33 protein-coding genes and 4 pseudogenes are annotated in these 25,134 nt (G+C 33.0%); 12 read left to right on the forward strand and 25 right to left on the reverse strand.

All coding sequences use genetic code 11. The features are described from left to right. Nucleotides 1-10 precede the first annotated feature (10 nt). Nucleotides 11-184: a hypothetical protein gene (locus tag AAHN00_RS02490; RefSeq protein WP_342271558.1), complete on the forward strand. Its 174-nt coding sequence runs from the start codon at nt 11-13 to the stop codon at nt 182-184. Here the strand turns inward: AAHN00_RS02490 and tnpB (AAHN00_RS02495) are convergent. Further along, nucleotides 111-299 (reverse strand): IS66 family insertion sequence element accessory protein TnpB, encoded by a 189-nt coding sequence (tnpB, locus tag AAHN00_RS02495; protein ID WP_342271559.1) that lies wholly within the window; start codon nt 297-299, stop codon nt 111-113. The genes AAHN00_RS02490 and tnpB (AAHN00_RS02495) overlap by 74 nt on opposite strands. Beyond that, nucleotides 287-712: a hypothetical protein gene (locus AAHN00_RS02500; protein ID WP_342271013.1), complete on the reverse strand. Its 426-nt coding sequence runs from the start codon at nt 710-712 to the stop codon at nt 287-289. Before AAHN00_RS02500 ends, tnpB (AAHN00_RS02495) begins: the two co-directional genes overlap by 13 nt. A gap of 14 nt (nt 713-726) precedes the next feature. Between AAHN00_RS02500 and AAHN00_RS14970 the strand changes: the two genes are divergently transcribed. Further along, complete coding sequence (locus AAHN00_RS14970) at nt 727-861, forward strand: hypothetical protein (protein ID WP_410521475.1); 135 nt, start codon at nt 727-729, stop codon at nt 859-861. Nucleotides 862-889: 28 nt separating this feature from the next. On the opposite strand, the pseudogene AAHN00_RS14975 reads toward AAHN00_RS14970, so the two are convergent. From AAHN00_RS14975 to AAHN00_RS02520, 4 genes and pseudogenes are all read right to left on the reverse strand, one after another. After that, nucleotides 890-976 (reverse strand): annotated as a pseudogene (locus AAHN00_RS14975) (hypothetical protein); the annotation flags it as partial. 87 nt (nt 977-1,063) lie between these two features. After that, nucleotides 1,064-2,044 carry a transposase gene (locus tag AAHN00_RS02510; RefSeq protein WP_342272022.1) on the reverse strand — a complete coding sequence of 327 codons (981 nt, stop codon included), beginning with the start codon at nt 2,042-2,044 and terminating at the stop codon, nt 1,064-1,066. A gap of 51 nt (nt 2,045-2,095) precedes the next feature. Further along, the gene (locus AAHN00_RS02515) at nt 2,096-3,076 is read right to left on the reverse strand and encodes a transposase (RefSeq protein ID WP_342271025.1); all 981 of its coding nucleotides are present in this window, start codon (nt 3,074-3,076) and stop codon (nt 2,096-2,098) included. A 309-nt stretch (nt 3,077-3,385) separates the two neighbouring features. Then, nucleotides 3,386-4,552 (reverse strand): IS256 family transposase, encoded by a 1,167-nt coding sequence (locus tag AAHN00_RS02520; protein WP_342272724.1) that lies wholly within the window; start codon nt 4,550-4,552, stop codon nt 3,386-3,388. A 106-nt stretch (nt 4,553-4,658) separates the two neighbouring features. On the opposite strand from AAHN00_RS02520, the gene AAHN00_RS02525 reads away from it, so the two are divergent. Further along, nucleotides 4,659-4,862, forward strand: a complete 204-nt coding sequence (locus tag AAHN00_RS02525; protein WP_342271160.1) for a hypothetical protein — start codon at nt 4,659-4,661, stop codon at nt 4,860-4,862. Nucleotides 4,863-4,915: 53 nt separating this feature from the next. Here AAHN00_RS02525 and AAHN00_RS02530 read toward each other — a convergent pair whose 3' ends face one another. The 6 genes from AAHN00_RS02530 to AAHN00_RS02555 form a co-directional block, all read right to left on the reverse strand. Further along, nucleotides 4,916-5,101, reverse strand: coding sequence for a hypothetical protein (locus tag AAHN00_RS02530; RefSeq protein WP_342272023.1), 186 nt, complete (start codon nt 5,099-5,101; stop codon nt 4,916-4,918). Between the two features lie 44 nt (nt 5,102-5,145). After that, nucleotides 5,146-5,688, reverse strand: coding sequence for a transposase (locus AAHN00_RS02535; protein WP_342272725.1), 543 nt, complete (start codon nt 5,686-5,688; stop codon nt 5,146-5,148). Continuing rightward, nucleotides 5,675-6,235 carry an IS630 family transposase gene (locus tag AAHN00_RS02540; RefSeq protein WP_342270961.1) on the reverse strand — a complete coding sequence of 187 codons (561 nt, stop codon included), beginning with the start codon at nt 6,233-6,235 and terminating at the stop codon, nt 5,675-5,677. The genes AAHN00_RS02535 and AAHN00_RS02540 overlap by 14 nt, the downstream gene beginning before the upstream one ends. Continuing rightward, a complete protein-coding gene (locus tag AAHN00_RS02545; protein ID WP_342272024.1) occupies nt 6,229-6,678 on the reverse strand; it encodes a helix-turn-helix domain-containing protein in 450 nt (149 codons plus the stop codon). The genes AAHN00_RS02540 and AAHN00_RS02545 overlap by 7 nt, the downstream gene beginning before the upstream one ends. A gap of 285 nt (nt 6,679-6,963) precedes the next feature. Next, the gene (locus AAHN00_RS02550; RefSeq protein ID WP_342272025.1) at nt 6,964-7,398 is read right to left on the reverse strand and encodes a tyrosine-type recombinase/integrase; all 435 of its coding nucleotides are present in this window, start codon (nt 7,396-7,398) and stop codon (nt 6,964-6,966) included. Continuing rightward, entirely contained in the window at nt 7,395-7,586 is a 192-nt protein-coding gene (locus AAHN00_RS02555; protein WP_342272026.1) for a Tn3 family transposase, read from the reverse strand. Before AAHN00_RS02555 ends, AAHN00_RS02550 begins: the two co-directional genes overlap by 4 nt. A gap of 119 nt (nt 7,587-7,705) precedes the next feature. Here AAHN00_RS02555 and AAHN00_RS02560 point away from each other — a divergent pair, with 119 nt between their 5' ends. After that, nucleotides 7,706-7,897: a hypothetical protein gene (locus AAHN00_RS02560; protein ID WP_342272027.1), complete on the forward strand. Its 192-nt coding sequence runs from the start codon at nt 7,706-7,708 to the stop codon at nt 7,895-7,897. Nucleotides 7,898-8,158: 261 nt separating this feature from the next. Here AAHN00_RS02560 and AAHN00_RS02565 read toward each other — a convergent pair whose 3' ends face one another. Then, nucleotides 8,159-8,668: a hypothetical protein gene (locus tag AAHN00_RS02565; RefSeq protein ID WP_342272028.1), complete on the reverse strand. Its 510-nt coding sequence runs from the start codon at nt 8,666-8,668 to the stop codon at nt 8,159-8,161. A 14-nt stretch (nt 8,669-8,682) separates the two neighbouring features. Here AAHN00_RS02565 and AAHN00_RS02570 point away from each other — a divergent pair, with 14 nt between their 5' ends. Next, entirely contained in the window at nt 8,683-9,561 is an 879-nt protein-coding gene (locus AAHN00_RS02570; protein WP_342271236.1) for an IS982 family transposase, read from the forward strand. On the opposite strand, the gene AAHN00_RS02575 is transcribed toward AAHN00_RS02570, so the two are convergent. After that, entirely contained in the window at nt 9,499-10,137 is a 639-nt protein-coding gene (locus AAHN00_RS02575) for a DUF4158 domain-containing protein (protein WP_342272029.1), read from the reverse strand. The genes AAHN00_RS02570 and AAHN00_RS02575 overlap by 63 nt on opposite strands. 27 nt (nt 10,138-10,164) lie before the next feature. After that, nucleotides 10,165-10,748: pseudogene (locus AAHN00_RS02580) on the reverse strand (plasmid pRiA4b ORF-3 family protein). A gap of 496 nt (nt 10,749-11,244) precedes the next feature. On the opposite strand from AAHN00_RS02580, the gene pgsA reads away from it, so the two are divergent. The 3 genes from pgsA to AAHN00_RS02595 all read left to right on the forward strand — a co-directional run bounded on the left by pgsA (nt 11,245) and on the right by AAHN00_RS02595 (nt 14,527). Next, complete coding sequence (pgsA, locus tag AAHN00_RS02585) at nt 11,245-11,793, forward strand: CDP-diacylglycerol--glycerol-3-phosphate 3-phosphatidyltransferase (protein ID WP_342272031.1); 549 nt, start codon at nt 11,245-11,247, stop codon at nt 11,791-11,793. Nucleotides 11,794-12,312: 519 nt separating this feature from the next. After that, nucleotides 12,313-13,497, forward strand: a complete 1,185-nt coding sequence (locus AAHN00_RS02590; RefSeq protein ID WP_342270912.1) for an IS3 family transposase — start codon at nt 12,313-12,315, stop codon at nt 13,495-13,497. Nucleotides 13,498-13,684: 187 nt separating this feature from the next. Beyond that, nucleotides 13,685-14,527, forward strand: coding sequence for an IS256 family transposase (locus AAHN00_RS02595; RefSeq protein ID WP_342272032.1), 843 nt, complete (start codon nt 13,685-13,687; stop codon nt 14,525-14,527). Here AAHN00_RS02595 and AAHN00_RS02600 read toward each other — a convergent pair. The 3 genes and pseudogenes from AAHN00_RS02600 to AAHN00_RS02610 all read right to left on the reverse strand — a co-directional run. Further along, nucleotides 14,507-15,187 (reverse strand): annotated as a pseudogene (locus AAHN00_RS02600) (IS256 family transposase); the annotation flags it as partial. The gene AAHN00_RS02595 and the pseudogene AAHN00_RS02600 sit on opposite strands and share 21 nt — an antisense overlap. Further along, the gene (locus AAHN00_RS02605; RefSeq protein ID WP_342271266.1) at nt 15,186-15,347 is read right to left on the reverse strand and encodes a hypothetical protein; all 162 of its coding nucleotides are present in this window, start codon (nt 15,345-15,347) and stop codon (nt 15,186-15,188) included. The gene AAHN00_RS02605 and the pseudogene AAHN00_RS02600, both read right to left, overlap by 2 nt. Before the next feature lie 20 nt (nt 15,348-15,367). Further along, nucleotides 15,368-16,015, reverse strand: coding sequence for a transposase (locus tag AAHN00_RS02610; RefSeq protein ID WP_342270936.1), 648 nt, complete (start codon nt 16,013-16,015; stop codon nt 15,368-15,370). Between the two features lie 64 nt (nt 16,016-16,079). Here AAHN00_RS02610 and AAHN00_RS02615 point away from each other — a divergent pair. The 3 genes and pseudogenes from AAHN00_RS02615 to tnpB (AAHN00_RS02625) all read left to right on the forward strand — a co-directional run. Next, nucleotides 16,080-16,202: pseudogene (locus AAHN00_RS02615) on the forward strand (transposase); the annotation flags it as partial. Nucleotides 16,203-16,276: 74 nt separating this feature from the next. After that, nucleotides 16,277-16,702 (forward strand): hypothetical protein, encoded by a 426-nt coding sequence (locus tag AAHN00_RS02620; RefSeq protein WP_342271013.1) that lies wholly within the window; start codon nt 16,277-16,279, stop codon nt 16,700-16,702. Continuing rightward, entirely contained in the window at nt 16,690-17,043 is a 354-nt protein-coding gene (gene tnpB / locus AAHN00_RS02625; protein WP_341752109.1) for an IS66 family insertion sequence element accessory protein TnpB, read from the forward strand. Before AAHN00_RS02620 ends, tnpB (AAHN00_RS02625) begins: the two co-directional genes overlap by 13 nt. Before the next feature lie 226 nt (nt 17,044-17,269). Here the strand turns inward: tnpB (AAHN00_RS02625) and AAHN00_RS02630 are convergent, their stop codons facing one another. From AAHN00_RS02630 to AAHN00_RS02640, 3 genes are all read right to left on the reverse strand, one after another. Next, the gene (locus AAHN00_RS02630) at nt 17,270-18,454 is read right to left on the reverse strand and encodes an IS3 family transposase (protein ID WP_342270912.1); all 1,185 of its coding nucleotides are present in this window, start codon (nt 18,452-18,454) and stop codon (nt 17,270-17,272) included. An 83-nt stretch (nt 18,455-18,537) separates the two neighbouring features. Continuing rightward, nucleotides 18,538-19,314 carry an IS66 family transposase gene (locus AAHN00_RS02635; protein WP_342272033.1) on the reverse strand — a complete coding sequence of 259 codons (777 nt, stop codon included), beginning with the start codon at nt 19,312-19,314 and terminating at the stop codon, nt 18,538-18,540. Nucleotides 19,315-19,529: 215 nt separating this feature from the next. Beyond that, entirely contained in the window at nt 19,530-19,763 is a 234-nt protein-coding gene (locus AAHN00_RS02640) for a hypothetical protein (RefSeq protein WP_250310741.1), read from the reverse strand. A 216-nt stretch (nt 19,764-19,979) separates the two neighbouring features. Between AAHN00_RS02640 and AAHN00_RS02645 the strand changes: the two genes are divergently transcribed. Further along, nucleotides 19,980-20,501: a transposase gene (locus AAHN00_RS02645; protein WP_342272034.1), complete on the forward strand. Its 522-nt coding sequence runs from the start codon at nt 19,980-19,982 to the stop codon at nt 20,499-20,501. Between the two features lie 69 nt (nt 20,502-20,570). Here AAHN00_RS02645 and AAHN00_RS02650 read toward each other — a convergent pair whose 3' ends face one another. From AAHN00_RS02650 to murD, 4 genes are all read right to left on the reverse strand, one after another. Next, complete coding sequence (locus AAHN00_RS02650; RefSeq protein WP_342272035.1) at nt 20,571-21,317, reverse strand: hypothetical protein; 747 nt, start codon at nt 21,315-21,317, stop codon at nt 20,571-20,573. Between the two features lie 91 nt (nt 21,318-21,408). Further along, a complete protein-coding gene (murG, locus tag AAHN00_RS02655; RefSeq protein ID WP_342272036.1) occupies nt 21,409-22,485 on the reverse strand; it encodes an undecaprenyldiphospho-muramoylpentapeptide beta-N-acetylglucosaminyltransferase in 1,077 nt (358 codons plus the stop codon). Next, the gene (gene ftsW / locus AAHN00_RS02660; RefSeq protein WP_341751797.1) at nt 22,482-23,630 is read right to left on the reverse strand and encodes a putative lipid II flippase FtsW; all 1,149 of its coding nucleotides are present in this window, start codon (nt 23,628-23,630) and stop codon (nt 22,482-22,484) included. Before ftsW ends, murG begins: the two co-directional genes overlap by 4 nt. Next, nucleotides 23,617-25,014, reverse strand: a complete 1,398-nt coding sequence (murD, locus tag AAHN00_RS02665) for a UDP-N-acetylmuramoyl-L-alanine--D-glutamate ligase (protein ID WP_342272037.1) — start codon at nt 25,012-25,014, stop codon at nt 23,617-23,619. The genes ftsW and murD overlap by 14 nt, the downstream gene beginning before the upstream one ends. Between the last annotated feature and the right edge of the window lie 120 nt (nt 25,015-25,134).

Consider the following 25,134-nt stretch of genomic DNA (forward strand, 5'->3'; position numbering starts at 1 on the left):
CATTTAGAAAGTGTCACAACACAAAAAGAATATATCTGTGAAGTGTAAGATTTTGTTAAAAAATATCTGTATGATTCATTCTTATCTTTTCTTGATAAGATATTTAAAATTTATGTTGAAACGACGCACTGCAAGTGCGGGGTTTTTCTCCCAAAGTGGGACAATAAAAACAAGGAACCATTAAGAGGGTCAGAAGAAAGTTTTTGTCTACAAACAGCGATTAAGCCATCGATACCCTTGCGAAAATCGATGGCAATAGTGGCAACAAAAATAACTGACGCCGGGGTTAGTTGCAGCATAAAAATGTCTGAATTATGGTTTTTGGTTCTAGTGTTTGGATAATAAGTTTGGTACCATTTGGTTTAATAATGTGACAAGTATAGTGATTTTGTTTGGGGGCAGCTACAGGATCGGTATCTATAGAATTTAATAGTTGAAATGGGAGAAAATTAATATTTTGTTGTAGAGCTTGATTTGAAGTTGAGACAGGAGAAGTTTTGAGGGTAGGCTCATGGGCTTTTTTAATTGAACTGATTGTTGCTTTATTAATATTAAGATGTTTAGCTATCTCTTGGTAAGAATAATGATGGAGTAATTGGTAAACTAATTCCTTTAGATGGTTTGGTATAGGATCAAACTTATTAGTTTTAGTTTGACGCCAGGCTTTAAATTGCTGAGCTACTTGCTCAATAGTAATTGATGGTATTTGCATAGTATGAAACCCAAATGTATAAAAAATTCATACTAGCAAAAACATTAGATAAAGTTATGCAGTTTTGCTGCAGGTATACGTTGAAACGACGCACTGCAAGTGCGGGGTTTTTCTCCCAAAGTGGGACAATAAAAACAAGGAACCATTAAGAGGGTCAGAAGAAAGTTTTTGTCTACAAACAGCGATTAAGCCATCGATACCCTTGCGAAAATCGATGGCAATAGTGGCAACAAAAATAACTGACGCCGGGGTTAGTTGCAGCATAAAAATGTCTGAATTATGGTTTTTGGTTCTAGTGTTTGGATAATAAGTTTGGTACCATTTGGTTTAATAATGTCAGGAGTTTCGCAGTTAGCAAAATTGCGAATCAGCTAAAAGGCATCTAATGTTGTTCTGAATTGATGTTTTTATAACTTCCCAAGTTTGTTGATATAAAGTAATTTTTTCATTTATCCTCCTTTTGTTCATATCGAGCCAAGCAAATACAGCAAGGCAAATATGATTTCTCTGAGCTCGACCCGTGCGTGCCTGACAGCGTTCAATACCACAAGTTTGTTTTAATTCTCGATGATAAACTTCTATAGACCACCGTGCCTTAACAATTTTCTCTATTTGTTCACGTGTTGGATTTTCTAAGTTAGTTGTTATGTAATCAATGCGACCATTTTTTGCCACAAACTTAAATACCGTAACCCAACCGTATCCACGTAGGTGAATTTTTAGTCCCTCATCAGGAATCTCTAAACTTTCTAAGCTAACATTATGATTAACTTTTCTATTTTTTCTTAGGTTACTAACCCATGTCCAACCTAAATTACGTATATGTTTCAAATTCTCCAAACCGCTATAGCACGCATCCATTACTACTGCATCAGGATTGATCCCTCTTTCCTTAGCTAAAGTAAGCATATCACAAAAATGCTCATTCTTTGTTTTTCCATCAGTTTCTTTATCATATATTCTATAATCTACAGGGGTAGATTGATCAGTTTTAGCATTGTAATGCAGTAAGTTGACCATCCCTATACCAGGTATAACATCATGTACAGCTCCAGAATATTGATAATGTACAAGCTCAATTTTCTTACTGTATTGCTTTGACAATAACGTGTCATCTCCCACTAATAAACAAGAAGCTTCCCTATCAATATATTTTGACACTTCTCTGTAGATCCCGCTAGGGCGGAAATCCTTACTATTTAACCATCGACTTGCACTATCATGAGATAGGTTTATTGGACTTACTTCAGATAATGCTTTACCACTATATCTTACGCTACTTGCTTGTAAAAATGATTTATATAAGTCTTTGCTACATTTTGATCTTGCCATGCTTAACTAAAACTCTTTCTTGCTAGATTAACATATTCAGGAGTTTCGCAGTTAGCAAAATTGCGAATCAGCTAAAAGGCATCTAATGTTGTTCTGAATTGATGTTTTTATAACTTCCCAAGTTTGTTGATATAAAGTAATTTTTTCATTTATCCTCCTTTTGTTCATATCGAGCCAAGCAAATACAGCAAGGCAAATATGATTTCTCTGAGCTCGACCCGTGCGTGCCTGACAGCGTTCAATACCACAAGTTTGTTTTAATTCTCGATGATAAACTTCTATAGACCACCGTGCCTTAACAATTTTCTCTATTTGTTCACGTGTTGGATTTTCTAAGTTAGTTGTTATGTAATCAATGCGACCATTTTTTGCCACAAACTTAAATACCGTAACCCAACCGTATCCACGTAGGTGAATTTTTAGTCCCTCATCAGGAATCTCTAAACTTTCTAAGCTAACATTATGATTAACTTTTCTATTTTTTCTTAGGTTACTAACCCATGTCCAACCTAAATTACGTATATGTTTCAAATTCTCCAAACCGCTATACCACGCATCCATTACTACTGCATCAGGATTGATCCCTCTTTCCTTAGCTAAAGTAAGCATATCACAAAAATGCTCATTCTTTGTTTTTCCATCAGTTTCTTTATCATATATTCTATAATCTACAGGGGTAGATTGATCAGTTTTAGCATTGTAATGCAGTAAGTTGACCATCCCTATACCAGGTATAACATCATGTACAGCTCCAGAATATTGATAATGTACAAGCTCAATTTTCTTACTGTATTGCTTTGACAATAACGTGTCATCTCCCACTAATAAACAAGAAGCTTCCCTATCAATATATTTTGACACTTCTCTGTAGATCCCGCTAGGGCGGAAATCCTTACTATTTAACCATCGACTTGCACTATCATGAGATAGGTTTATTGGACTTACTTCAGATAATGCTTTACCACTATATCTTACGCTACTTGCTTGTAAAAATGATTTATATAAGTCTTTGCTACATTTTGATCTTGCCATGCTTAACTAAAACTCTTTCTTGCTAGATTAACATATTTTTTGCTAAGTGCGAAACTCCTGATATTTTTTGCTAAGTGCGAAACTCCTGAATGTGACAAGTATAGTGATTTTGTTTGGGGGCAGCTACAGGATCGGTATCTATAGAATTTAATAGTTGAAATGGGAGAAAATTAATATTTTGTTGTAGAGCTTGATTTGAAGTTGAGACAGGAGAAGTTTTGAGGGTAGGCTCATGGGCTTTTTTAATTGAACTGATTGTTGCTTTATTAATGAGCCTTTCTAATTAAGTGTGTAAATTTTTCATAGGGCTTAAATTCTACCTTCAAATTTTATCAAAAAGTGAGCCATAGCTGCGTTCCAGTTTGGAATCGGCATAACCCATTTCTTGGTCATATAATCAATTGCCAAATACAAGGTCTTAAAAACGGCATTATCATTTGGAAAAACCCGTTTATTCTTAGTAACCTTACGTAATTGGCTATTGACAGATTCTACACTATTAGTTGTGTATATTACTTTCCTTATCGCCTCAGGGTATCCTAGAAAAACCATTAAATTTTCCCAATGAACATACCAAGATTTAGCAATTTGTGGATACTGTTTACTCCATTTAGCTTCAAAAGATTCTAAAGCAAGATGTGCTTCTTCCTCTGTGCTAGCAGTATATATAGGCTTTAAATCAGCCGCTAATTCTTTTCGGTCTTTATATGATACATATTTTAAACTATTTCTAATCTGATGTACAATACATAATTGATGTTCGGTTTTCGGAAAAACTGCTTCTATTGCCTCAGACATACCGGTTAAATTATCACTGCAAGCAATAAGCATGTCTTGCATACCTCTGTTCTTCATCTCAGTAAAATTACCAAGCCAAAATTTCGCTCCTTCATTTTCACTGATCCACAATCCTAAAATATCCTTCCTTCCAGATAAATCAATACCTAATGCTACATATACAGACTTATTGATAATTCGTTTATCTTGACGTACTTTTACTACTAAACAGTCAAAAAATACTATAGCATATACTCGATCCAATGGTCGGCTTTGCCATATCTTGACATCCTCAATTACATCATCAGTAATTTGACTTATCAAACTTTCGCTAACGTCAGCTCCATACAATTCTTGCATTTGAATCTTAATATCAGATAAGCTCATTCCTTTAGCGTATAATGATATTATTTTATCATCAAATCCTTCAATACGTCTTTGACGCTTCGGAATTAATGCAGGTTCAAATGTACTACTTCTATCCCTTGGAACCTCAATCTCTACAACTCCATTATTTGTTACTAGATTCTTTACATTCCTACCATTACGAACATTATCACTATCAGTATGACAATATTTATCATATCCTAAATGATTATTCATCTCTGACTGCAATGCCTTCTCTACAAGCCGTTTGGTTAATTGTTTTAATAAACCATCCTCTTTAAGTAATGTTGATATATCTGTATCATTATTTATTAGTTAACCACTCTGCACTGCAAGTGCAGAGCTTAATATTACGGCATGAATGCCTCATGTATGTACTAACTTAAAAGTTAGAAACTATTTGTGGCTCATTTAGAAAGTGTCACAACACAAAAAGAATATATCTGTGAAGTGTAAGATTTTGTTAAAAAATATCTGTATGATTCATTCTTATCTTTTCTTGATAAGATATTTAAAATTTATGTTGAAACGACGCACTGCAAGTGCGGGGTTTTTCTCCCAAAGTGGGACAATAAATCTATCGCTTGATTCATTGCTTCATTTTGTTTTTGGTGCATTATAATTTCTCCTTTTGTTATATTATATTTTTATATAACCTTTGAAAAATTTACACACTTATTTGTACAGAGCCTTATTAATATTAAGATGTTTAGCTATCTCTTGGTAAGAATAATGATGGAGTAATTGGTAAACTAATTCCTTTAGATGGTTTGGTATAGGATCAAACTTATTAGTTTTAGTTTGACGCCAGGCTTTAAATTGCTGAGCTACTTGCTCAATAGTAATTGATGGTATTTGCATAGTATGAAACCCAAATGTATAAAAAATTCATACTAGCAAAAACATTAGATAAAGTTATGCAGTTTTGCTGCAGGTATACGATACACCCTATCTAAACAACGATTTTGCCACCTAGTTACTTCTTCTATCACCCCATCTGTTATGGTGGATATCAAGTCACCAGATACATCAGTTTGATATATTTCTTCTAAATGCCCTCGGATCTCGCTGACTGTCATACCGCGACCATAAAGGGATATCACTTTCTCATCAAATCCATTAAATCTCCTCAGCCCTTTTGGTATTAATTGAGGATTATACTCTCCTTCCCGATCTCTTGGTACTTCTACTGTCAGCTTACGACCATCCCCATCAATTACTGTCTTCTCATAGCTACCATTACGACGATTATTATCTACTTTTGGCATCTTGCTATGTTTTGAATATCCTAATTCATGATCCAACTCACTTGCTAATATTTTCTCAACTATTTGCTTCTTTAGCTGTTGAAATAAACCATCTCGACCAAATAACTCCGATGGATCTGCTTTTGATAATAATTCTTCTACTAGCTGATTATACCAATTGCAATAATTAACACGGTGTATTTATCCAGTCTCTATACATAATTGATTTTACTAAATCTACATTATGAGCAAGTTGATTCCAAGCGTAACAAGCCATAGTGACGATATCTTCATATACACCATAACATTGGTTAGACAAGTAATGATTCTTGATCCATTCCCAAACTTGTTCCATTGCATTAAGTTCCGGTGCATAGGGCGGAAGCGGTATCAAAGTGATATTGCTTGGCACAGTTAGTTTTTTGGCTGTGTGCCAACCTGCATTATCCGTTAGTAAAGCTATATGTCGGTTGCCTTGAATACTGCGAGAAAGGTCTTCTAAGAATTTATTCATTGCCTGTGTGTTTGCATATGGTAAAATTAATGCAAAAGCTTCTCCTGTATCATGGCAAGCAGCTCCATAAATATATGTTGAAATGAATTGCTGTTGCCGAACTTTACGGGGTCTAGTGCCACGCTTAGCCCATATACGAGTTAAGCTACCTTGTTGCCCAACTCGAGTTTCATCCTGAGACCATATATCAACTTTACATCTATCGATATTTTTTGGTAATAATTCTGTTAACATATCTGGAAAGTTTTTTTATATGTATTTTGAGTCTCTTGATTTGACTTTGGATGCATTGAACGAGAAGTAATCCAGCTAAAACCAAGGCGGTGCATAGTATTGTAGACTGTTTTTAAAGCACATTTAGCACCATATTCCTCAAGTAACATGATATGTAACTCCTTTCCAGTTATATACCCACCACTTTTACTTTCACTGAGCGTATTGATTTTATCAAAAAGAGCAGACTCTTGTATAGTGTTAATCTTCCTAGGGGCACCGCTTCTTTGTGATTCAAATAATCCTTCAAAACCATGATTCCTAAATCTTCTGAGCCATGATTGCACAGTTTTCCAGTGTGACTTCACTATTTCAGATATGGCTTTAAAAGATTTGCCTAATTGAAGGTGATACATCGCCAATAAACGTATACGATTTCGACCATGCGGCTCATGTTTCATCATTTTTATAAAATCATGACCTTCAAAACCTTGCGGTAATATTAACCTAGCTATTTGATTACCTTTTATCAGTTAAAAACCCATTTTATAACACTGCGTTAATTATTGCAATTGGTATTACTGATGTCTAATGTATCTTTATCTGTATCTAATTTTTTAGCCATAATTCCTCCTTGCTTGCTTAAGTTACTTTTTTTACAGTAATCTCTTACTGCTTTCTTTGCAACTTACACAAACTATAGGACAGACTCAGAATTTTTGGCTAAGGTATTAAATTTTGAATTTTTCTTAATTTTTAGCACTTTTGACGGGGAGACTATGTAATGCTAGTATTTCCTTAAAGTTATTAGGAAACGGAACTATTCTGTCTTTTTTTTCCTTACCTTCTATGACTTTTATTTGACATCTATCGACATCAACATCGCTTAGTTTTAGTTTAACCAACTCACTAACTCTAACTCCCGTATATAATAATGTTTTAATTATTACTACATGCTTCATATTACGAGATTGCCAGACTACTTTATAATATTTATCTATTTCCTTTTCTGTTGGTACATATGGTAATTTCTTGTCTTTATGGTTCACCTCAACATTTAATTCTTTCCGCAAGTGCCGAAAAAGCTCACGTAAATAATCATAATTAGGATATTCTGACCTTAAGGATTTAGCTAGTTGCTTAGCTTTTTGACGAACAGGGGTACGTTCAATGTTACTAATCATACTGTTACCATTTGTTTTGGCTGTTCTATGATTAGGCGTTGAGTTAAATCTAATGGGAATAAGCCGTATGGATTAATATGGTTATGAATTAAAGGTGTTAATCCTCTTTTATCTTCGTCAGTTAGTTTATGTTGCCAAATTGGCTCAGATAATACTTCTTGAATAATCAATGTGTTAATATATACCATACATACCTGCAGTTAACCACTCTGCACTGCAAGTGCAGAGCTTAATATTACGGCATGAATGCCTCATGTATGTACTAACTTAAAAGTTAGAAACTATTTGTGTATGGCTCATTTAGAAAGTGTCACAACACAAAAAGAATATATCTGTGAAGTGTAAGATTTTGTTAAAAAATATCTGTATGATTCATTCTTATCTTTTCTTGATAAGATATTTAAAATTTATGTTGAAACGACGCACTGCAAGTGCGGGGTTTTTCTCCCAAAGTGGGACAATAAATTCAATAGCCTGTAATATCTCTTTACCATCTTGATTATTCGTCTGAAAAGTAAATATTTCTAATAGCATTAATAATATACGACGATGAGCATGCGAGTAACAAGATCGCATCTTCTTATGCACTTGATGCTGATACCATGTATTTTTGTTAGATATAAGCTCTTTGGTTAAATCACCAAGCGTTTCTTGGCTAACTTTTGGATAAATGGTCTCCTGAATTACACCATTTGGATTCTCTAGAGCTGTGTCTGCAAGGGTATATAAAATGTCAAATTTTCCATTAACACATCTAACTTCAGATAATATATCTAACTTCAGATAATATATCTTTATTGGTAGATATTTCAGCTGATGTTCTCATTTTGTGAATTAGCTGAATTAAGGTAGTTATTAAATTATCGGTTATTAATTCACAACGAACATGACAAAATATTGCCATAGTGGAATAACAAATTTGTGGCTGGTGTTTTCTAATCTCACTTGGCAATTCAGCACAAATCCTAGTGTAATATTTTTTCTTAAGTTTTCTTGGAACTGAGTTTAATTTCTCAGGTAAACTCAATCTTCTTAACCACTTAAGCTTATCTATTTCGTTACTGACATTTTTTAATTTAGCTCCGGCTATATCTTTCTTTAGACAGCTTAATGTTATTATTGCTAACCTACTTTCCTCACTATCCTCCTTGTTTTGCTCCTCATTGTCACTGATTTCATCACTCTTAGGTAACCCCAGTTGCCAATTAAATAGGAGAGATGAAAGGTAGATTTTAAAAGGGACATAGGTTATTTTATCTTTTTCAACCAATAACAAAATAACCTATGAAAAAAGATTTTACCGCAATTTACTGTTTTGTCGACGATTTTATAAAGAATTTGGAAAATAATTTGCCTACAATTAATAGTAGTAAATTTAAACCTGGTGTAAGTAATTATTTATCAATAAGCGAAGTAGTAACCATATTAATTGGTTACTATGATTCATATTGTGATTGTTTTAAGCATTATTACAAACAAGTAATCTTACATAATTATACAGAAGATTTTAAACTTGTTAGCTATGAACATTTTACTAAATTGATAGGTAGAAGTATGCCTTATTTAGCAATATTACTGAATCATTTGCTTGCTGAATGCACAGGTCTGTCTTTTGTAGATGCTACAGGTATAGCCGTATGTAAGAATTATCGTATAAGTTCACATAAGGTTTTTAAAGGAATAGCGGCAAGAGGAAAAACCACTAAGGGGTGGTTTTATGGACTAAAGTTACATTTAATCATAGATACCGAAGGTAATCTGATAAAGGTATCTTTCAGCAGTGGTAATAAGGATGATAGGAAAGGGCTTAAAGGAATGATATCTGGTATATATGGCAAAGTTTTTGGCGATCGCGGTTATATATCTAAAGAATTATTTGATGATTTGCATGACAAAGGCATCCAACTTATTACTCGGGTTAAAAAGAATATGAAAAATATATTACTCCCTATTACAGATAAGGTTATGTTGCTCAAAAGAACTCTGATAGAAACCGTAATAGGCAAACTTAAATTTCTTGATAAATTGGAGCATTCTAGACATAGATCAGTTACAAATGCATTTAGTCATATGCTATCCTGCCTAATCAATTATCAGTTGCTAGAAAACAAACCTTCTATCAAAACTTTGCTGCCTATAGAACTTTTTGATATACCAAATTAATTGGCAACTGGGGTTAGGTAATAACTCATTTATTAACTTTATTGTGGCAATAGATAACTGCTTAGAAATGTCCAAGAAAAACTTTCGCTCAAATCTAGAACATGCCGTAGCAATATAACGATCTAACTGCCTTGGTTTAAATGGTTCTAATCTCTGATTGCCACAAAATTGATAGGCTTGCTCTAATATTTGCGGTAATGTTGGAACTTGTGGTAAGCTGTGTTCTATTAGCCAATCAATTAACTTTTTACTATCCTCTATATTAGCTTTTCGATAGTCTAATAATAACCGAATTTCTTGACGAAATCGTTTTGAACTTCTGTTATGCCAATCATAATTATCAAGATTCATATCACAGCAATCTAGTTGCATAGCCAGGCTATTAATCATCGTTTGCTGGATAACATCGCTAGGAGTTGGATATCGTCCTTCTACTTGAAAAAACTTGAGCATTACAGCAAATGCTAATCTATTTTCTTTAGTATTCTTACTACTAGCTAAAATAATTTCCTCACTATCTAACGTAAAAAAAACATCGCTACCAAGAATATTATTTTCGGATAAATTATTTTGCATTTATATATTTTCAATCCATACGTAAATTTATTTATGATCACCAAATTCAACTAATATGGGATTAAACTCTTCTGAATTAAAATCATCCCTTAGCCATTTCATACGTTCTTCGTATTCTTCATGATTGGGGTTGGAAATAATTCCCAGAAGATGCTCATAACCCCCAACCCCACCACAATCCTCCGGTGGGCAAGCCCGTTCACCAGCTATACATTGAGGATAATCAGTACCTACAACTGACGGTAAAATCTTTTCCAACATAACTTCATGTTGCCATCCATCACCAAAATCATATTCATAAATGGCTTTATCTTTAGGGGTCAGAAAATACTTAGCTATTTTTGCTTTATCCTCAGAAATCAGATCACAAAAACCTTCATCATCTGGCATACTAATAATATCTTTTTGCCCAGTCTTAGGATTGATCATTTCAAATTGATGCATATGAAATTTTCCCATCCCATAACATCTTGAATGGCTAAATGCAAATCTTTAAAACTGTATTTTTCCGGTACTTGGATGCGACGCCAAATTTTGGGTTTACTATATTTTAAGGTAATTTTAAACTGATAAATATTTGAGATTTTTGCTATCATATTTAGTTGTTCCATAAATTTTTAGAAAGTTCTTAGAATGGTCAATGTCGGTACTTAATGATCAAAATAGACTATAGCAATAATTTTGCAAGCTTATAAATGCGTTCTATTATAAAAATAATTTATTTGCTTTTTAGTGCTATTCTATCACCGAATTATATTCGGCACTTTGTAAATTGCAACATTTTTTAGCATATTTTGCCAAAGTGGCACTTCATCGCACGTTCCCTAACACTCCGCCTATTTAGCTTCTCTTCCTAAAGAGCCTGAGTGTAGTGCTAGTACACAAGATTTAGATTTAGACTTGATTTTAGCAATGAGTTTACAAGAACATGAGGAGATGAAAGTATTAGGCGTTAATGATGATAATGATATTAGCATTTAAGTTACGGCAACCTAGGTTAGTTCTTTTAAGTTATTCTATAAAAATTTGTTCCTATTTTCTTGGATTTAGGTCATAATCCGTCGTTGTCATTTCCTCAAGAAATCAAGAAGTAAAAATATATAATAAATGAATATTGATAAAAATATACCAAATTATCTGACGATAGCTCGTATTGTGGTTATTCCAATTATTGTAATAACCTTTTATCTAGATAACTCCAAACTCGCTCATAGAATTGCAGCGTTATTATTTATTATAGCTAGTATTACTGATTTTTTTGACGGTTATCTTGCTAGAAAATTTGATTTAGTATCAGGGTTTGGTAAAATGTTTGATCCAATAGCTGATAAATTATTAGTAGGTTGTGTAATTATAATGTTGGTAAAAAAAGGAGCAGCGGGAGAGATACCGTGCTTATTAATTTTAGCTCGTGAATTTTTAGTGGCTGGACTACGTGAATTTCTAGCTTTAATTCAAGTAAGTATTCCTGTGTCTAGATTAGCTAAGATTAAAACATTTACCCAAATGTTTGCTTTGTCAGCGTTAATTCTTGGTTCTAAAGGTTCAGGTATAATTTATATGGATTTAATAGGCCAAATAGCTTTATGGATTGCTGCACTTTTAACTGTAGTAACCGGATATTCATATTTGAAGACCTGTAGTAAATATTTTTGAGCAAATTAGTCCCTAAGCCAAAATATCACTATTAATTTAAATTGTACCATCTAAGAGCAATTATTTATTATACTCAATAACAACCAGCTGAAGCTGGTGGGTTGATATCTAGACTGGAAGTCGCTATTACTCTAAAGAGATATTACTAATGCCTGTGCTATCTCTCTGATCCTAATTCTTATAAGTTACCCTGCAATACTTTTGTAGCGATATTTAGTGATCCAAACAACATGAAAGCGATGGTAAAATACAGTGTGGCTAGTCTTGTTATAATCTGTCATATATGATATTTTAATATACATGAAGAGCTTGCTCTTATGTATATTAAAATATCATATATTCAAGTTATAGTGAATTGAAATATTAGAACAAGGACTGAAGTCTTTCCCAGCTGAAGCTGGGGGTTTTAACCAAAAAGGTGACTATAAAAGTATAATGGACTGAAAAAATTAGACAAAGAAGCAGGTATTTTTGTTTCTCAATAAGTATAGAATAATAAATAAAATTAAAGAGAAACAAATGGGTAAAAAACAAATTAAAAATTTTAGTGCAGAAGCAAAAACTAAAATAGTATTAGAGATGTTAAAAGAAGAATCAACAATAGGTCAGTTATCGGTCAAATATGAAGTAACGGCTAAAACTATGCAAAACTGGAAACGACAATTTTTAGATAATGCGTCATTGGCATTTGAGCCAGCAAAAGCTGTTAGTGAGTACAAAGGGCAGATTAGTGAACTTAAGAATCAAAACGATGAACTTGCAAAAGCATTAGGTAAGGCTACAGTCGAGAGGGACTGGGCGGTGGGAAAGCTAAACAGCTTGGACTTATCAAATAAGAAAAGTCTTGTCGACCCCAAGCTGAGTACGTTAGCAAAGACAAGGCAATGTGAACTATTAAAGATAAGCAGATCTGGAGTATATTATAAAGCTAAAGTAATGAGCTTATATAATCTTGATATTTTAAATAGAATAGATGAAATATATACGGATAACCCTGAGTATGGTTATCGTTATATATACAAACAATTATTGGAAGACGGCTTTAATGTGGGCAGAGATAGGGTGCTTAAATATATGGGAATAATGGGTATAGAAGCTATTCATCCTCATAAAAAGCAATCTACTTCTGTGAAGGATGGTCAACATAAAATTTATAGCTATTTGCTTGAGCCGTACTGGCACAAATCAGGAACGAATAGAACTATTCATGTACCTTATGTTAATCAAGTGTGGAGTGGTGACATTACTTATATTAGAACTAACGGAGGATTTATGTATCTTGTGGCGATTATAGATTGGCATAGTAAGGCAATACTAAGTTATAAAGTATCTAATTCTATGGATGCATCACTTGTAACCGATGTATTAAAAGATGCACTGAATAAATACCCTGCACCACAAATATTCAATAGTGATCAGGGTAGTCAATATACTGGACATGAGCATACGGGAATTCTAAAAGAGAATAATATACAAATCTCAATGAACGGTAAGGGTAGAAGCATTGATAATATTGTGATTGAAAGATTTTTTAGAACTTTAAAATATAATTGTATATTTATAAATGATTTTAAAAATATCGCAGAACTTAAAGATGGTATTGATAAATACATGGATAAATATAACAATCAAAGATTCCATTCAAGTATTGGTTATAAAAAACCGATGAACGTGTATCTTGATTACTTACAAAATGCAGCTTAAAAATTATGTAAAATGGGAAACAAAATTAGTGAAAAATTTGTCTTGAAAAATCAGTCCAGTTTCAAGTAACCAACAACCAGTTAACCACTCTGCACTGCAAGTGCAGAGCTTAATATTACGGCATGAATGCCTCATGTATGTACTAACTTAAAAGTTAGAAACTATTTGTGTATGGCTCATTTAGAAAGTGTCACAACACAAAAAGAATATATCTGTGAAGTGTAAGATTTTGTTAAAAAATATCTTATCTTATCTTTTCTTGATAAGATATTTAAAATTTATGTTGAAACGACGCACTGCAAGTGCGGGGTTTTTCTCCCAAAGTGGGACAATAAATAATGATACAGATATATCAACATTACTTAAAGAGGATGGTTTATTAAAACAATTAACCAAACGGCTTGTAGAGAAGGCATTGCAGTCAGAGATGAATAATCATTTAGGATATGATAAATATTGTCATACTGATAGTGATAATATTCGTAATGGTAGGAATGTAAAGAATCTAGTAACAAATAATGGAGTTGTAGAGATTGAGGTTCCAAGGGATAGAAGTAGTACATTTGAACCTGCATTAATTCCGAAGCGTCAAAGACGTATTGAAGGATTTGATGATAAAATAATATCATTATACGCTAAAGGAATGAGCTTATCTGATATTAAGATTCAAATGCAAGAATTGTATGGAGCTGACGTTAGCGAAAGTTTGATAAGTCAAATTACTGATGATGTAATTGAGGATGTCAAGATATGGCAAAGCCGACCATTGGATCGAGTATATGCTATAGTATTTTTTGACTGTTTAGTAGTAAAAGTACGTCAAGATAAACGAATTATCAATAAGTCTGTATATGTAGCATTAGGTATTGATTTATCTGGAAGGAAGGATATTTTAGGATTGTGGATCAGTGAAAATGAAGGAGCGAAATTTTGGCTTGGTAATTTTACTGAGATGAAGAACAGAGGTATGCAAGACATGCTTAGAGTCAATCATTTAATTTGTGTAAGTTCATTTTTTATTTTCCAATAAATCATATTTAAAATCTCCACAAAGTATTTCAAATTGATTTAAAGCTAAAGACCAATCTTTAATAGGCATGGTCCATTTTTTGGCTGCATTTTGTAGGGATAAAAATATTATTTTTTGAATTGACTTATCATCTGGAAACACCCCCTTATTTTTGATAATTTTTCTAATTTGACGATTTACAGATTCTATAGTGTTAGTAGTATAAATTACCTTTCTGATCTCTTCAGGAAAGGCAAAAAACGGTATTATCCCAGACCAATTACGTTGCCAAATATCAGAAATTACCGGATATTTTTTATCCCATTTTACACCAAATTGCTGAAGTTTTAAACGTGCCATTTCCTCATTATTAGCTGTATAAATTTGTTTTAGATCTGATGTGACCTCTTTTAAATCTTTATATGACACATACTTTACTGAATTGCGAACCATATGTACAATACATAATTGTACTATAGTACTCGGGAATACACTGCTTATAGCTTCTGGAAAGCCCTTTAAACCATCCACACAAGCAACATAAATTTGTTCAATTCCTCGATTCTTTAACTCAGTAACTACTTGCATCCAAAATTTAGCACCTTCATTTTTGCCTATCCAAATGCCAAGTAACTCCTTTTTCCCTTCTATATTTACAGCAAGTGCTAAATATACTGCTTTATTTATTGTCCCACTTTGGGAGAAAAACCCCGCACTTGCAGTGCGTCGTTTCAACATAAATTTTAAATATCTTATCAAGAAAAGATAGGATATTTTTTAACAAAATCTTACACTTCACAGATATATTTTTTTGTGTTGTGACACTTTCTAAATGAGCCATACACAAATAGTTTCTAACTTTTAAGTTAGTACATACATGAGGCATTCATGCCGTAATATTAAGCTCTGCACTTGCAGTGCAGAGTGGTTAACTACTATGTGATTGTCTCTAGATTTTACATAGATACAGTCCAAGTATAATATTGGATACACCCTATCTAAACAACGATTTTGCCACCTAGTTACTTCTTCTATCACCCCATCTGTTATGGTGGATATCAAGTCACCAGATACATCAGTTTGATATATTTCTTCTAAATGCCCTCGGATCTCGCTGACTGTCATACCGCGACCATAAAGGGATATCACTTTCTCATCAAATCCATTAAATCTCCTCAGCCCTTTTGGTATTAATTGAGGATTATACTCTCCTTCCCGATCTCTTGGTACTTCTACTGTCAGCTTACGACCATCCCCATCAATTACTGTCTTCTCATAGCTACCATTACGACGATTATTATCTACTTTTGGCATCTTGCTATGTTTTGAATATCCTAATTCATGATCCAACTCACTTGCTAATATTTTCTCAACTATTTGCTTCTTTAGCTGTTGAAATAAACCATCTCGACCAAATAACTCCGATGGATCTGCTTTTGATAATAATTCTTCTACTAGCTGATTACTGATGTCTAATGTATCTTTATCTGTATCTAATTTTTTAGCCATAATTCCTCCTTGCTTGCTTAAGTTACTTTTTTTACAGTAATCTCTTACTGCTTTCTTTGCAACTTACACAAACTATAGGACAGACTCCATGCTTATTGCTTGCAGTGATAATTTAACCGGTATGTCTGAGGCAATAGAAGCAGTTTTTCCGAAAACCGAACATCAATTATGTATTGTACATCGTATACCTGCAGCAAAACTGCATAACTTTATCTAATGTTTTTGCTAGTATGAATTTTTTATACATTTGGGTTTCATACTATGCAAATACCATCAATTACTATTGAGCAAGTAGCTCAGCAATTTAAAGCCTGGCGTCAAACTAAAACTAATAAGTTTGATCCTATACCAAACCATCTAAAGGAATTAGTTTACCAATTACTCCATCATTATTCTTACCAAGAGATAGCTAAACATCTTAATATTAATAAAGCAACAATCAGTTCAATTAAAAAAGCCCATGAGCCTACCCTCAAAACTTCTCCTGTCTCAACTTCAAATCAAGCTCTACAACAAAATATTAATTTTCTCCCATTTCAACTATTAAATTCTATAGATACCGATCCTGTAGCTGCCCCCAAACAAAATCACTATACTTGTCACATTATTAAACCAAATGGTACCAAACTTATTATCCAAACACTAGAACCAAAAACCATAATTCAGACATTTTTATGCTGCAACTAACCCCGGCGTCAGTTATTTTTGTTGCCACTATTGCCATCGATTTTCGCAAGGGTATCGATGGCTTAATCGCTGTTTGTAGACAAAAACTTTCTTCTGACCCTCTTAATGGTTCCTTGTTTTTATTCTATAATAAAAACAGAACTGCCATTAAAATTTTGTCCTTTGACGGTCAAGGCTTTTGGCTATGCTCTAAACGCCTATCCAAAGGTAAATTTACCGCAAAACTTTTCCCATCTGATAATTCATCTTATCAAATTTGTTATAGAACCTTACACATTCTTATTCATAATGGTGATCCTAGTTCTGCCAAATTCTCTAATGATTGGCTTCCTGTCGTTTAAGCTGCTGTCTCGATTAATTCCGTATTATTCATATATCTTGCATAGGCAAAAGGCGTATAATTCGCAGGACGCTTCTTTGCTTTGCTACTCTGCTCTTGTAGCCAATTTAAATATTTAAAGGCATTGATCTCGTTCTCACTACAAGTCTTTACTATACTAATACGAAACTGGACTGATTTTTCAAGACAAATTTTTCACTAATTTTGTTTCCCATTTTACATAATTTTTAAGCTGCATTTTGTAAGTAATCAAGATACACGTTCATCGGTTTTTTATAACCAATACTTGAATGGAATCTTTGATTGTTATATTTATCCATGTATTTATCAATACCATCTTTAAGTTCTGCGATATTTTTAAAATCATTTATAAATATACAATTATATTTTAAAGTTCTAAAAAATCTTTCAATCACAATATTATCAATGCTTCTACCCTTACCGTTCATTGAGATTTGTATATTATTCTCTTTTAGAATTCCCGTATGCTCATGTCCAGTATATTGACTACCCTGATCACTATTGAATATTTGTGGTGCAGGGTATTTATTCAGTGCATCTTTTAATACATCGGTTACAAGTGATGCATCCATAGAATTAGATACTTTATAACTTAGTATTGCCTTACTATGCCAATCTATAATCGCCACAAGATACATAAATCCTCCGTTAGTTCTAATATAAGTAATGTCACCACTCCACACTTGATTAACATAAGGTACATGAATAGTTCTATTCGTTCCTGATTTGTGCCAGTACGGCTCAAGCAAATAGCTATAAATTTTATGTTGACCATCCTTCACAGAAGTAGATTGCTTTTTATGAGGATGAATAGCTTCTATACCCATTATTCCCATATATTTAAGCACCCTATCTCTGCCCACATTAAAGCCGTCTTCCAATAATTGTTTGTATATATAACGATAACCATACTCAGGGTTATCCGTATATATTTCATCTATTCTATTTAAAATATCAAGATTATATAAGCTCATTACTTTAGCTTTATAATATACTCCAGATCTGCTTATCTTTAATAGTTCACATTGCCTTGTCTTTGCTAACGTACTCAGCTTGGGGTCGACAAGACTTTTCTTATTTGATAAGTCCAAGCTGTTTAGCTTTCCCACCGCCCAGTCCCTCTCGACTGTAGCCTTACCTAATGCTTTTGCAAGTTCATCGTTTTGATTCTTAAGTTCACTAATCTGCCCTTTGTACTCACTAACAGCTTTTGCTGGCTCAAATGCCAATGACGCATTATCTAAAAATTGTCGTTTCCAGTTTTGCATAGTTTTAGCCGTTACTTCATATTTGACCGATAACTGACCTATTGTTGATTCTTCTTTTAACATCTCTAATACTATTTTAGTTTTTGCTTCTGCACTAAAATTTTTAATTTGTTTTTTACCCATTTGTTTCTCTTTAATTTTATTTATTATTCTATACTTATTGAGAAACAAAAATACCTGCTTCTTTGTCTAATTTTTTCAGTCCATTATAGTTCCTGATGATACCCAAGTTTTTCTTCAGGACTCATCTCTTTACATTGATGTTCATTGTGGTAAATCCCTCGTGTTTGTTTGAGAAAATATCCGCATTCTTCAGGGTAATATAGTTCATTCTCTGTAAATTTTCTCTGACCATGTGACAAACAATTGATCATCACTATTATTGCCAGTAATTCTTGATCTGCTTCTGATAATACCGGGTTATTATTGTTACTTGCGTCAGTCATTAATTGGATAGAATCTGTTCTATTCTTACGATTCTTTAGTACGTTACCTATATTTTCTCCACCATGCCTATTACCGGTAAAATATAAAACTATCACCTCATTATTTGCAGTCTTAGCACATATTGTAGTAGTATAACAGCTGCGTCCTTTCTTATTTTGAGTACGTAATTTCTTATTGGCTATAGTAATTTCTAAAATCCTAGCTCTAGTATCATCAAGGTTCAGTGAACTACATTCGGCAGCCATTTCCAATAATACCCCGTAAATTTCAGCTCCACCACCTTCTTGCCAAACATCTAAATATTGTTGCCAGAGCGAGCTATATGCCACAGGAACACCACTTAAACTTTGCAGCCTAGATAAACGGTAGAAAGGAGTACCATAGGTCTTTTGTAACACTATTGCACTTCTGCTACTATTTGTCCATTTGTTGATATTTTTATTGTTCATAACTATATAATCACAAGCATTACAACGTAGCGTTTTCTTTACATATCTGTTGACTGTAATTGGAGCATTACCTGTAAATTGTAGCAATTTTCTAGCTTCACTATTATATAGTTTGCCATTACAACAGTGAGGACAGCTATCACCACTACAAAAATTCTCAGGAGTTAAATAGCTGGTATTCGCATCCTTATAATCATCAAACCCATATTTACCTTGCCAATTACTACGATCTATCTTTTTGGGCTTATCGCACTCTTCTTCATTACCACCATTCCCGTTATCAGATTCACTTGGCGGTTCTTTTAATGAATCTGAACTATCTTTTTTTTGTTATCTGCCTTAAAACCAATCAGCATTTCCTTAAGCTTATTTATACTGATATTTGATGATGCTAGCTTGTCTATTAGCTCATTACAAAATTTCACAAGTTCTACTATCGTTTGCTGTTCATCTCCCGTTAATGAACTTTCCTTGACATGTTGTATTAGTTCTTCTCGTTCTTCAGCACTTAAGGTCGCTACTTTTGGTTTTTTCATTTGATTAATTATCATTATTATTAATATTTCAAATGTTATAATATAATTGGTACTTTTTCAACTAGTTTTTATTACAAAACTTACGCTATGTTATCTCAAGTATGACTAAAAACCTTGGCTGAAAGCCATTTTTTCATAGTAAAGAATTTTAATAATATCTCAGTACAAAGCCACTTATCATAAAACATAGCGTAAGTTTTGATTAATCGGTGATATTTGCATAGTAGAAACCCAAATTTATACAATAAATTCATACTAGCAAAAAAATTAGATAGTGTTACGCAGTTTTGCTGCAAGTATACTGTACATCAGATTAGAAATAGTTTAAAATATGTATCATATAAAGACCGAAAAAAATTAGCGGCTGATTTAAAGCCTATATATACTGCTAGCACAGAGGAAGAAGCACATCTTGCTTTAGAATCTTTTGAAGCTAAATGGAGTAAACAGTATCCACAAATTGCTAAATCTTGGTATGTTCATTGGGACAATTTAATGGTTTTTCTAGGATACCCTGAGGCGATAAGGAAAGTAATATACACAACTAATAGTGTAGAATCTGTCAATAGCCAATTACGTAAGGTTACTAAGAATAAACGGGTTTTTCCAAATGATAATGCCGTTTTTAAGACCTTGTATTTGGCAATTGATTATATGACCAAGAAATGGGTTATGCCGATTCCAAACTGGAACGCAGCTATGGCTCACTTTTTGATAAAATTTGAAGGTAGAATTTAGTCTGTACGGCAAAACTCTATAAGTCTTATAGAGTTTTGCCGGACAGACTATTTAGTTAAGAATCTGTATTTATATTGCACGAGGCGGTAACTGAAATTTCTCTTGTTCATTAACAATAGTACTATTCACTCTATTATTAGTGTCGTTTTTACCAACTTTCCCATTAGGATCATTTACCTTTATATCATCATAATCTTCACTAAGAAATTTTCTTTTCATTTCTGATTTATTGAGTACACTCTTAGTTTTATTAGTTTCTAGCTTTTTAATTGTTTTATGACTATCTGTTTCTATTGGTAACATATCAGCACTTTGTGTTTTAACATTTTTCCCCGCAGGACAACTATACTTTTCTAAATCTTTTTTAGTTTCATGCAGCATAGCTTTAATTTGCTCTAGCTCTTTGTGCAACTTACTGTTTTCCTCATCACTATTTCGCTTTTTTACCCTATCACTTGCTAAGTTCAATGAAGGATAATCTTTATCTTGATTTAACTTCTGCCTTCTTTTGCGATCTGCATCCTGTTTTACCATCTTAAGATACATCTGACGATTTCTTAAAGTTGGATTAATTGTTTCCGTATCAGCTTCACTAAGTAAATCTTCCTCATCGTCATCAAAATTTTCTTCTGTGACGTTCCTTTTTGCCATTGATATATATTTCTTATTATAAAGAGGCGGTCGCTTACCACCTTCAAAACCTTTTGTATCTATAATTTTATTATTAGCAGATTTTTTAAAATATCCTCTAAAACCATCAGTACAACCTGAAAGTAGGAACAATCCCAAAACTGTAATAATAGTTTTCCTTAACATAAAGCAATCCGATAATTTTTTAATAAGCCATAATTAATGACACAGAATTATTAAAGTTGCAAGAAGCAATTCCCTCAACTGAATTAAAAAGTCAGCTTATTATTTCTTCTACTGCATCAGCTAAAACCTTACTACCATCATTCTTCCTTTTTAATAACTCAATAGATGTTTTTTTTAGTATATCACGATTTTTTACCAGCACTAAGATTTTATCGGCTAATTTTTCTGCTGTGATTGTACTTTGTTCAAAACACCACCCTGCCCCACTATCTTCTAGAGCCTTGGCATTATAGAATTGATGGTTTTCGCTAGCTGAAGGTAGTGGAATACAAATCGCCGGCAAGCCAATATAGCTAAGCTCAGAAATAGTCGATGCCCCAGCTCTTGATATTACTAATTCTTGACTCACATATTGCTGATCCATATCATAAAAAAAATCTGCTAATTTATATGGAATTTTCAACTGAGCATAAATTTTCGCAATATTATCATGATCTTCTAAGGATGCTTGTTGGGTAATATGCAGTTTAATATCAGGATTTGATTGCACTAATATCTGAATAGCTTCAGGTACTAAAGTAGAAAAAATCTTTGCTCCTTGGCTTCCTCCAAAAATAAATATTCGAAAAGTGTCATTATTAAAATTTTCCCTAACTTTCAAATTTTTAACATTTTCCCGTACTATATTTCCTATAACCAGTTTCTTACTTTTATCAAGAATATTATAATTTTTAGTTTCATCATATGTAAGAGCAACTTTCCTAGCATATTTTAAGAAAAATCTATTAGCTTTACCAATAAAGCAATTTTGTTCATAAACTATGATAGGAATACGTAAAAATACTGCAGCAAGCAATGGAGGAACAGTCGGATAGCCACCAAACCCAATTATAACACAAGGTTTAGTCTGCACTAATAGCAATAACATCTTAAAAGTTACAAATAACAAAGAAATCAATAACTTAAACCTATTAATTAACCCTTTAGGTGGCAATCTAAAATTTATTATATGTGGTATAAGCTTTAAATCTTCAGCTAAATATTTTTGGCATCTAACATCGGTGATAAGGTGCAACTCATACCCACGCTTCATTAATTCTTCACCTAAAGCAATAGCGGGGAACAAATGACCAGCTGTACCACCCCCAGCAACAATTATATTCTTCATATGTCAATATCTTGAATTTTATACTTACTAAGAGAGGTTTTATGTTTAGTAAAACCAAGCAGCATCCCCGTAGCAATGGCTATAGCAAGAGTTGAAGAACCACCATAACTAATAAAGGGTAACGTCATACCTTTGGTTGGTAATAAATTCAAGGTTACACCAATATTAATGATTGCTTGTAACCCTATTTGGGAAATAATACCACTAGCTGCTAATTGAATAAATTTATCTTCTTCATTAATAAGTTTAAGTAAACTACGAATAACTATAAAAGCAAATATCCCTATAATGATTAAGCAAATAATTGCCCCAAATTCTTCACCAGCAACAGCAAAGATAAAATCAGTATGCGAATCCGGCAATACTTGTTTTACCGCCCCTTCACCAGGACCACGACCGTATAAACCTCCATGCTCAAACGCCCTGATTGACTTACCAACTTGGTAATTACTACTACTATCAGGATCCAAGAAACTATTAATCCTTTTTGTTACATGAGGAAGCCAAAAGTAAGCTGCTGTAACCCCAAATACCAACATAAAAGCAGCAAGTATAATCCAAAATATCGGCATACCAGCAATAAAAAGTTGAATACCAAAAACAGCAGTCACCATCACTAACATACCAAAATCTGGCTGGATAATTAATAATAAAGCAACGATACTATAAAGACTTATGCAAATAGAAAAACTTGGAAATTCATCTTCAAATTTCAGCGATAATATCCAGCCTGCCACCACTGCAAAAAATGGTTTTACAAATTCTGAAGGTTGTACAGAGAGACCTAGAATATTAATCCAACGAGTAGCCCCCTTAACCTCATAACCATAAAATCTAACTAAAATTAATAATAATATACTACCAATAAACCCTAGAATTGAGAATCTCTTTAACCATTTTCTTGAGAAAAAAGAAAAAAAAATGATTAGTAACAAAGCACTAGCAAGGTAGAATAATTGTCTAGATGCAAAATAATACTCATTAAGTCCAATTCTATTTGCTACTGCTGATCCTGATGTAGTAACCAACATTATACTAAACACAAATAGGATTACTAAAGCAATAATCATTTGCTGGTCAATACTACGCCACCACCATTTTATATAGTTGTTAGACAATTCATTATTATGATTATCTTTTATCATGGGTAGCAATAATATTATATAATTTAATAAATAATTCTCCGCGTTCCTCAAAATTTTTAAATTGATCGTAGGAAGCACAAGCTGGGGCTAGCAGAATATTTTTTAACTCCCCTGTATCCGACCTTGCATCCCTAACAGCAGCCTGAAAAGCCTCCTGTAAATCTTGACAAATTTGGAAATCTACCTTGCCCTTAAGTGACGATGCAAAAAGCTCTTTATCTTGACCAAAAAGATAAGCCTTATGAATTTTATTAAACCATGGCTCTAAATTTGTTATTCCTCCTTCTTTTGCTACCCCCCCAGCTAACCAATATATATTATCAAGCGATGAGATGGATTTAGAAGCAGCAATACCATTGGTAGCCTTACTATCGTTATAAAAATTTATCTTACTCGAATGGTCTGAGTATATTGTACCAACATATTGCATTCTATGTGGTAACCCCTTAAATAGCCCGATAGCGGCAATTATTTGTTCTGGTCTTGCCCCTATAATTCGACAAGCTGCATAGCTAGCGGCAATATTTTCTTGATTATGTATACCTTGTAGATAGTTATTATTATGGAAATTAATAGTAATAGGTTCAAAAATATTGTCATAAATAATATTATTACAAATTGATACTCCTTTATTAAGCATCTCATAAGTAGAGATTGGTACTACATTTGTTCTATTTTCCTTTTGTAATTCTAGAGAAATATTCTTGGTAATTTCATTATCAACACTAATTATAGCAAATGAATCTTTATCTATTCGATCAAAGATCTTTTTTTTAGCAGCAATATAGCCTTGCATATTATTATGTCGGTCTAAATGATCTTGCGTGATATTAAGAAGCACCACAATTTTGGCTTTAAAACTGTTTAATAAATCTAATTGGAATGAGGATAGCTCCAATACATATCCTTTACTATCTAACCTCATAGCCAAAACAGGAAAACCTATATTTCCTCCAACTTGATAATCAAAACCACAAGATTGTAAAATATGACCGGTTAAAGCAGTGGTAGTACTCTTACCATTAGTACCAGTTATGCCAATGAAATTAGCTGCCTCAGCCTCTCTTAACCTAACTTCCTCAAATAACAGATCTATATCTGAAGTTATCGGTATATTATAAGAATTAGCCATTGTAACAATGTCATGAGACAAAGGAATACCTGGACTCAGTAGAATCTTATCAAGATTTTGCCACTGCAGATCAGATAAGCTAACAAGACTATCACTCCCATAGATTTTGGTAAAAGCATCCCGACTACTCTTTGCTTGATCATAGCAAATTACTTTAGCTACTTTATTCAGTACTTCCCAAGCGGCTATACCAGTCTTACCCAAACCAACTATACCTATCTTCTTATGTTTTTGTGAAAGAAACGATGACATAATTTTTAGGCTTACCTTTGTTTTACTTATGTTTACTATTTACATTACTGAGCTGCATTTTGACTAAAAATTACTTAAATAATTTAGTAAGATTGTATTTTTTCTAAACTCATCAAGGAT

It is taken from the genome of Candidatus Tisiphia endosymbiont of Parasteatoda lunata, from assembly GCF_964030955.1.
Lineage (GTDB): Bacteria > Pseudomonadota > Alphaproteobacteria > Rickettsiales > Rickettsiaceae > Tisiphia.

Coding starts and splice junctions, on each gene's coding strand:
- AAHN00_RS02500 (WP_342271013.1), bottom strand. CDS start 712: ATGCAAATACCATCAATTACTATTGAGCAAGTAGCTCAGCAATTTAAA.
- AAHN00_RS02555 (WP_342272026.1), bottom strand. CDS start 7,586: ATGGTATATATTAACACATTGATTATTCAAGAAGTATTATCTGAGCCA.
- AAHN00_RS02530 (WP_342272023.1), bottom strand. CDS start 5,101: ATGCAAATACCATCAATTACTATTGAGCAAGTAGCTCAGCAATTTAAA.
- AAHN00_RS02510 (WP_342272022.1), bottom strand. CDS start 2,044: ATGGCAAGATCAAAATGTAGCAAAGACTTATATAAATCATTTTTACAA.
- AAHN00_RS02610 (WP_342270936.1), bottom strand. CDS start 16,015: ATGGCTAAAAAATTAGATACAGATAAAGATACATTAGACATCAGTAAT.
- AAHN00_RS02515 (WP_342271025.1), bottom strand. CDS start 3,076: ATGGCAAGATCAAAATGTAGCAAAGACTTATATAAATCATTTTTACAA.
- AAHN00_RS02575 (WP_342272029.1), bottom strand. CDS start 10,137: ATGCAAAATAATTTATCCGAAAATAATATTCTTGGTAGCGATGTTTTT.
- AAHN00_RS02605 (WP_342271266.1), bottom strand. CDS start 15,347: ATGGCTCATTTAGAAAGTGTCACAACACAAAAAAATATATCTGTGAAG.
- AAHN00_RS02570 (WP_342271236.1), top strand. CDS start 8,683: ATGAAAAAAGATTTTACCGCAATTTACTGTTTTGTCGACGATTTTATA.
- AAHN00_RS02630 (WP_342270912.1), bottom strand. CDS start 18,454: ATGGGTAAAAAACAAATTAAAAATTTTAGTGCAGAAGCAAAAACTAAA.
- tnpB (WP_341752109.1), top strand. CDS start 16,690: ATGCTGCAACTAACCCCGGCGTCAGTTATTTTTGTTGCCACTATTGCC.
- AAHN00_RS02650 (WP_342272035.1), bottom strand. CDS start 21,317: ATGTTAAGGAAAACTATTATTACAGTTTTGGGATTGTTCCTACTTTCA.
- murG (WP_342272036.1), bottom strand. CDS start 22,485: ATGAAGAATATAATTGTTGCTGGGGGTGGTACAGCTGGTCATTTGTTC.
- AAHN00_RS02550 (WP_342272025.1), bottom strand. CDS start 7,398: ATGATTAGTAACATTGAACGTACCCCTGTTCGTCAAAAAGCTAAGCAA.
- AAHN00_RS02590 (WP_342270912.1), top strand. CDS start 12,313: ATGGGTAAAAAACAAATTAAAAATTTTAGTGCAGAAGCAAAAACTAAA.
- pgsA (WP_342272031.1), top strand. CDS start 11,245: ATGAATATTGATAAAAATATACCAAATTATCTGACGATAGCTCGTATT.
- AAHN00_RS14970 (WP_410521475.1), top strand. CDS start 727: ATGTATAAAAAATTCATACTAGCAAAAACATTAGATAAAGTTATGCAG.
- ftsW (WP_341751797.1), bottom strand. CDS start 23,630: ATGATAAAAGATAATCATAATAATGAATTGTCTAACAACTATATAAAA.
- AAHN00_RS02640 (WP_250310741.1), bottom strand. CDS start 19,763: ATGAAAAAACCAAAAGTAGCGACCTTAAGTGCTGAAGAACGAGAAGAA.
- tnpB (WP_342271559.1), bottom strand. CDS start 299: ATGCTGCAACTAACCCCGGCGTCAGTTATTTTTGTTGCCACTATTGCC.
- AAHN00_RS02545 (WP_342272024.1), bottom strand. CDS start 6,678: ATGATGAAACATGAGCCGCATGGTCGAAATCGTATACGTTTATTGGCG.
- AAHN00_RS02540 (WP_342270961.1), bottom strand. CDS start 6,235: ATGTTAACAGAATTATTACCAAAAAATATCGATAGATGTAAAGTTGAT.
- AAHN00_RS02620 (WP_342271013.1), top strand. CDS start 16,277: ATGCAAATACCATCAATTACTATTGAGCAAGTAGCTCAGCAATTTAAA.
- murD (WP_342272037.1), bottom strand. CDS start 25,014: ATGTCATCGTTTCTTTCACAAAAACATAAGAAGATAGGTATAGTTGGT.